This is a genomic window from Zarconia navalis LEGE 11467 (assembly GCF_015207075.1).
Lineage (GTDB): Bacteria > Cyanobacteriota > Cyanobacteriia > Cyanobacteriales > Geitlerinemataceae > Zarconia > Zarconia navalis.
Genome location: NZ_JADEXN010000292.1, coordinates 1 through 6717 on the forward strand (window position 1 = coordinate 1; position 6717 = coordinate 6717).

Genomic DNA, 6717 nt, shown 5'->3' on the forward strand with positions numbered 1-6717 from the left:
ATGAAGCTTCGGAAGGGACGCAAAGCCGCCTTTGCCGCTGCCGGTCATATCAGTCCCGATTACTACGTGCAAGATGGCGTGATTCCCCGCTCTCAACTCGCGTACGTTCTCAAAGAAATCGAGGCTCTTTCCGAACGCAGCGGATATCGGATTGCCAACGTGTTTCATGCAGGGGATGGCAACCTACATCCCCTAGTACTGTACGATCGCTCTGTCGAAGGCGCTCTCGAAGCGGTGGAAGAAGTGGGGGGTGAAATTCTCAAGCTTTGTGTCAAAGTCGGAGGCACGATTTCCGGAGAACACGGTATTGGAACTGATAAAAGGTGTTATATGCCAAATCTGTTCTCCACCGCCGACCTAGATACGATGCAGTGGGTTCGCGATTGTTTCAATCCCAAGGGACTCGCCAATCCGGGAAAAATTTTCCCCACACCGCGTACTTGTGGTGAGGCTGCTCGGGCTAAAGTCGAGCTTCAACAGCAGGTTGAGGGTGTGGAGTTGTTCTGAGATCCCAAACCCAAAAGAGATCGGAGCGCAGAGATCGTTTCCAGGGCGCGATCTTCGAGAGATCCTGCGCTGTCATCCCATCAAGTCGGAAATTCTCGATTCCGATTCGACGAAATTGGGAATTCGAAAATAGAAGTTACCTTAAAAATCGAGCGAGCGATCGCGCGGTAAAAATCGACGAATCGCAGTCAAAATGAGTCTGAATTTTGTAATGGGTCATTCAGCACGCTTTTCCCGTTGGGCGACAAGATATTGCCGATCGCAACATGGTAAAGCGTGATGGTAGCACAATGGCAGGGATGGATTCGGTTTTGGCAGCGTCGTTCTCGCCAGGGATGGCGACCTTGTCAGCTCTCGATCTGGCTTGCAGCGGCAGGCGCGATCGTTGGCATCGCGATTGTAGCCTTTTCCAGCTATCAATTCGCTCGAGAATTGACGCTCGACAGATTCGAGCAAAATATCGTCCTCGAAGTTCGTCTAGGGGTCGATCGCCTCGATGTCTGGTTTGCAGCCCATCAAGCAACCTTACAAGCCATCGCCCGCACGCCTGCATCCCGTACTTTCGATCGCTCTGGGATCGCATCTTACTTAAATGGTGAAGTGGTTTATTCAGAAGAATTGCTCGATCTGGCTTTGGGCAATTTAGAGGGCGTTATTTATTCCACGAATGCAACTAACGCAACCCACCGATACTCTCTGAATTCCCAAACCGTTCGCAAAGCACTTCAAGGATGGGTAGCGGTTTCCGATCCCAGATTTTCTTTTGTCTCTGGCGTTCCCCAAGTAACGATCGCAGTTCCCGTGGGGTGTGCGAACGGTACAGCGCCATGCCAAAACCAGCAGCCGACGGGATTTATCGCTGGAACCCTTGAAATCGAGCCACTGATAGAAGTGGTAGAGGGCTTAAAATACGGCACGCAGAGTTACGCTTTCGTTCTCAATGGAGTCGGACAGCCGATCGTCGATCCCGAGAAACGCTGGAACAAAACCACTCTCCTCAAATCTCCAGACCCCAGTCTACAGCGAATCGCGCGGCAAGCGATTGGCAAACGCAGTAATATCGAGCGGCTGCAACTGAACGGGGAGTGGGTGTACGTTGCCTACGAACCCACTCAACGGGCAAATTGGTCGATTGCTTTGGTGATTCCCGTCCGCTATCTCGAATCGCAACTGATGCGACTGAACCTCTTGGCAATCGTCTTGGGAATGTTACTCGCATTTGCCGTCGGTTCTGCCTTCAGACAAGTTATCTCGGCGCAAAAAAACCGCTCTCTGTCAGCTCAGGAAGGATTGCTCGATCGCCTAACAGCAAGGATTCACGCTTCTTTGGAACTCGATCGCATCGTCCACACGACCGTTGAAGAACTCGTTGAACTCCTAAGTTTGGATCGAGCGGCTTTCGGTTGGTATTCTCCCGAAGAGCATATTCTCGATATTCGCTGGGAATGCGATCGACAAGGCAAACCTGAAAGTCTCGGGCAATTTGCCGTCCCGATGGATTTCGAGTCCCAATTGCAACAGGGCGATCGCATCGTCCTCAAATGCATCGATCTCGATGTTCCCGCCAGAAACGTGGCGCTCGAAGCTGGCAGTTATACCGTGCTTCCCATTCGACCGTCATACCATCAGTCCGGATACCTCATTTGCATCCACGCCACCGGTTGGTTTTGGCGCAACAGCGAGCAAATTTTATTGCGATCGGTGGCCAATCAACTGGCGATCGCCATGACCCAATCTCACCTTCACGCCCAAACCCAAAGTCAAGTCCAACAACTGGGGCAAACCTTATCCAAGCTCAAAACCACTCAGGCTCACCTGATTCAAACAGAAAAAATGTCAGGACTGGGTCATTTAGTGGCGGGACTTGCCCACGAAATTAATAACCCCGTCAATTTTATTTATGGAAACTTGACTTATGTGAGCGAATATGCATTCGATCTGTTGAAATTAATCGACTTTTACGATCTCACAATTCCTCAACTTCCTACCGAAATCGAGCATTTTAAAGACGAAATCGAACTCGATTATATTCGGGAAGATTTACCGGGAATCTTACTTTCGATGAAAGAAGGAGCCGATCGAATTCACAAAATAATTGTCTCTTTACGAACGTTTTCTCGGCTGGATGAAGCCCAGAAAAAACCCGTTAATATTTATGAAGGTATCGATAGCACGTTACTATTACTCAAAAATCGTATTGAAGATAAAATTCAAATTGTTAAAAACTATGCTTATATGCCCGACGTTGAATGTTATGCCGGACATATGAATCAAGTTTTTCTCTATCTTCTCGATAATGCCATCGAAGCTTTAAAACATTCTCAAAATCCAGAGAAAGTCATTACAATCTCCACCGCTGCCATTCCTAACCCCAAACAACAATCGATCTACATCTCGATCGTCGATAACGGCCCCGGCATTCCACCAGAAATTCAAGATAAAATATTCGATCCATTTTTTACCACCAAACCTGTCGGTCAAGGAACGGGCTTGGGATTATCGATTAGTTACCAAATTATTGTCGATCTTCACGGCGGTGAAATTTCGATCGATAGCGTTCCCGGTCGCACGGAAGTTATCCTCGAAATCCCCGTACGCACTTATTAATTGAGGTTTAGACAAATTGAACGGCTCGAAGCGTCACCCCTTGAGTCCTGAGAGAATTTGAGCATTTCAATATGGGGCGATCGCTATAAAAACCAAAATGTTTACTCTATATAGCGCTAGGGAACAGGGAACAGGGAACAGGGAACAGTAGACTGTGAGAGGCTTTTACTTCTAATATTTAGGAATGTCCTAACTAATCTGCGGGAGGGGGCAAGAGTTCTGATAGGGAGACGATACGGTATCCCTGGCGCTGGAGTTCGGGCAAAACGATCTCGAGAACCGATACAGTGCGATCGCCTCTGTCGCCGCCGTCGTGGAGGATGATGATATCCCCCGGACGCACGTTGGTGAGGATATGATGGGCGGCAAATTGGACGGAGGGAATATTGGTGTCGTAGGGAAAGATGGAACCGAGGGCAACCCGGTATCCGTGTTTTTGGGCGGTGGCAATTATTTGCGAGTTGTACCACCCCGATGCCGGACGTAACCAGCGGGGGGAGGCAAATTGGGATAGGACGGCTTCGGCTTCGAGTAAGTTGGCTTCAAACGCTTCTGGGGAAAGATCGATACTGGGTTCGTCTTCGGTGAGGTGGTTTCCCAGTTCCTGTCCTTCTCGAATGGCTTGCATGACGAGGGATTCGTTGCCAGAAATTCGGGAACTGATGAGAAAGAACGTGGCGCGCGATCGATAGCGGGCAAGGAGTTGGAGGATTTTGGGCGTGGCGATCGCATCGGGGCCATCGTCAATGGTAAGGGCGACGATTCGCTCGTCGGTATCGCTGAAATATACCGCACCCGGCGCGATCGCGCTGACGATCGATAGCAGCCACCGAGGCTGGAAGAACAGAAGGGCGATCGCGAGGAAGAAGATCGAACCGGAACCCGCCAATCCCCACACCAGCCATCGCCAATTTAGACGGTTGAAATTTGCCATCGATCTGGTTTTATTGAGGTTGTCGCAGTTGGAAGAAACATCGTAACCGCAAGTAAGGCGCTATTCATAGAATTGCTATGCTAAGTATATTTAAACCTCAAACCATCGATCGACATCATGAAAAATGAAACAAAGTTGCTGACTGCATTAGGATGTTCTAGTTCTTTAGCGTTGACTCTAATGGCGGCGAATCCTGCGTCTGCCATGCCAGCCGATGGCATGGACAGTGAAATCGTCCAGTCGGAAATAGCGATCGCTCCCGTCACCCACGTGCAAGACAATCTACTCGATGAACTCGGCTGTGGCTGTGCGGTTTGCAATATGAGCCAGCCGGAAACGATGTAGTTAAAGACGACATTTTAAACGAATGGGGCGATCGGATATTTCTCGATCGCCCCCATTGTTTTTATTGAAGCGATCGATCGACAATCGAGGGTGCAGAAGTCATCGGATAAGCTAAACCTTTTGCTCCCGTTGCCTCCGATGCACCCCTGCCTAGCGATGGCAACGTTAAATTTCGTCCCAGCCTCCCACACCCGACGACATCACGTAACTGGTAACACTCGCTTCAAAGAAGTTGGCTTTGGTGTGTGCCTGGGCTTTGGTATCGGAGAACCGTTCGAGATGAGTATAAGGACTCTTCTGATATTTTTTATCGGGATAAAGGGGATTCAAACCGATCGATCGCAACCGCATATTTGCCAGATATTTGGTGTAATGTTCGGTACTTGCTTCAGTAATCCCAAGAATATTATCCCCAACGATATGATTCGTCCACCGACATTCATGTTGCACCGCACCATCGAACATTTCATAAATCTGTTCGACAGAGTGGGGAAAAACCTGCATCGCTTCGGGAATCAGCTTTTGAAAGAGGCGAACGTGACTGAGTTCGTCGCGGTTAATCATTTTGAAAATATCCGCACTTCCAGGCATCAACATTCTCGATGCAAGGTTATAGAAGAAAATGAAACCATTATAGAAGTACATTCCTTCTAAAAGAAAGTCTGCCAGCAAAGAAACGAAGTAGTTTTCGGGCGTGGGATCGTCCATGTATTGCTGATAGATACCCGCCACATACTGACAGCGTTCGTGGAGGACTTTATCGGTACGCCAAAATTCGTAAACAATTCGTCGGCGATCGGGCGGAATCACCGTCTCGATAATATATTGATAGCTTTGGTTGTGCATTCCCTCCTGAGATATTTGCTCTGCCATACACAAGGCAACTTCCGGTGCGGTAATGCTGCTTTTGATGTGGGGAATATTGCAGGTTTGGACGGAGTCTAAAAATGTCAGATAGGACAAAATACCGTCGTAGGCATTTCGTTCTTCTGGGGTTAAATTCCAGTAGTCGGTAACATCTTGTGTTAGGTCTAACTTTTGCGGAATCCAAAAGTTTTCCCGCATTTGTTGGTACAACCCGATCGCCCAAGAATAGCGAACGTCATTGAGTTGCATTAAATTGGTGGTTTCACCAAACCAAATCGATCGCGTTTCAATTCGATCGTCCCCACCTGGATTGAAGATGGGATTAACGGGCATTTTTACAGTCATAGTTCGATCGAAGATGGGTCTAGAATTATAACTTCAAAACGTTAGCTTTTTTTACGGTTTTATGCTAGCCAGATCGTAAAAACTTAAAGAGATTATTTTTAAGTTTTCAGAATTATTATAGCGCGCACATCAGAAGAATTTTAAAATGCATGACGACAGATTTTTACATCGAATCAAAAATTGTAAATCGCTGCCACGCCACTAGGATGTGTTAGATATCCGATAAAATCGATCGAGTCCCTACTCGTACGATCGACTGATGTGGAAAACGATCTCCGCCCAAATTTCAGAAACTACAGGTGAAACCTTTGAAATTGTCAACAGCAAATCGGTGAGTGGCGGTTGTATCAATCGCGGCCATGCGATTTCCGATGGCAAACAGACTTATTTTGTCAAACTCAACAGTGCTTCGCAAGTGGAAATGTTTGCCGCAGAAGCTTTGGGGGTACGGCAAATGTGGGAGACGAAGACGATTCGGGTTCCCCAACCCATTTGCTGGGGAACGGCGGCAGATTCGGCGTACATCGTTTTGGAATGGCTAGATTTGAATGGAGGCGGCGGTGCTGATATTTGGGAAAAAATGGGGCAGCAACTAGCCCAAATGCACCGTCAGGGAAAGGGCGATCGATTTGGCTGGGATCGCAACAACACCATCGGTTCCACACCCCAGATGAATCCCCCGACGGCAGATTGGGCGGAATTTTTCGCCACCCATCGCATTGGCTATCAGTTGAAACTCGCCGCCAGAAAGGGGATGCACTTTAACGGAGGCGATCGCCTCCTCGAGAAAATTCCCGAACTCCTCGCCGGACACCAGCCGCAACCTTCCCTCGTACACGGCGATTTATGGGGAGGAAATGCGTCAGTAACGGCAACGGGAGAACCGGTCATTTTCGATCCGGCAACCTATTACGGCGATCGGGAAACGGATTTGGCGATGACAGAATTGTTCGGTGGATTTTCCAGTGCGTTCTATCGCGGTTATAACGACACGTGGTCTCTCGATGCGGGTTACGAGCGCCGCAAACCGCTCTACAATCTCTATCACGTTCTCAACCATTTCAATCTGTTTGGCGGTGGCTATGCCGGACAAGCCGAACGAACCATCCAAC

The 6717-nt window shown here is 48.5% G+C and carries 6 protein-coding genes; 4 read left to right on the forward strand and 2 right to left on the reverse strand.

The window, feature by feature from the left end:
• A partial coding sequence (locus IQ235_RS14980; RefSeq protein ID WP_319592602.1) for an FAD-linked oxidase C-terminal domain-containing protein occupies window positions 1-507 on the forward strand: 507 nt, incomplete at its 5' end.
• Between the two features lie 279 nt (window positions 508-786).
• Window positions 787-3114 carry an ATP-binding protein gene (locus IQ235_RS14985; protein ID WP_264322253.1) on the forward strand — a complete coding sequence of 776 codons (2328 nt, stop codon included), beginning with the start codon at window positions 787-789 and terminating at the stop codon, window positions 3112-3114.
• 193 nt (window positions 3115-3307) lie between these two features.
• On the opposite strand, the gene IQ235_RS14990 is transcribed toward IQ235_RS14985, so the two are convergent.
• Entirely contained in the window at window positions 3308-4048 is a 741-nt protein-coding gene (locus tag IQ235_RS14990; RefSeq protein ID WP_264322249.1) for a chitin deacetylase family protein, read from the reverse strand.
• A gap of 117 nt (window positions 4049-4165) precedes the next feature.
• Here IQ235_RS14990 and IQ235_RS14995 point away from each other — a divergent pair, with 117 nt between their 5' ends.
• Window positions 4166-4393, forward strand: a complete 228-nt coding sequence (locus IQ235_RS14995) for a hypothetical protein (RefSeq protein ID WP_264322250.1) — start codon at window positions 4166-4168, stop codon at window positions 4391-4393.
• A 165-nt stretch (window positions 4394-4558) separates the two neighbouring features.
• On the opposite strand, the gene IQ235_RS15000 is transcribed toward IQ235_RS14995, so the two are convergent.
• Window positions 4559-5605, reverse strand: coding sequence for a ribonucleotide-diphosphate reductase subunit beta (locus IQ235_RS15000; protein WP_264322251.1), 1047 nt, complete (start codon window positions 5603-5605; stop codon window positions 4559-4561).
• A 259-nt stretch (window positions 5606-5864) separates the two neighbouring features.
• Between IQ235_RS15000 and IQ235_RS15005 the strand changes: the two genes are divergently transcribed.
• A partial coding sequence (locus IQ235_RS15005) for a fructosamine kinase family protein (protein ID WP_264322252.1) occupies window positions 5865-6717 on the forward strand: 853 nt, incomplete at its 3' end.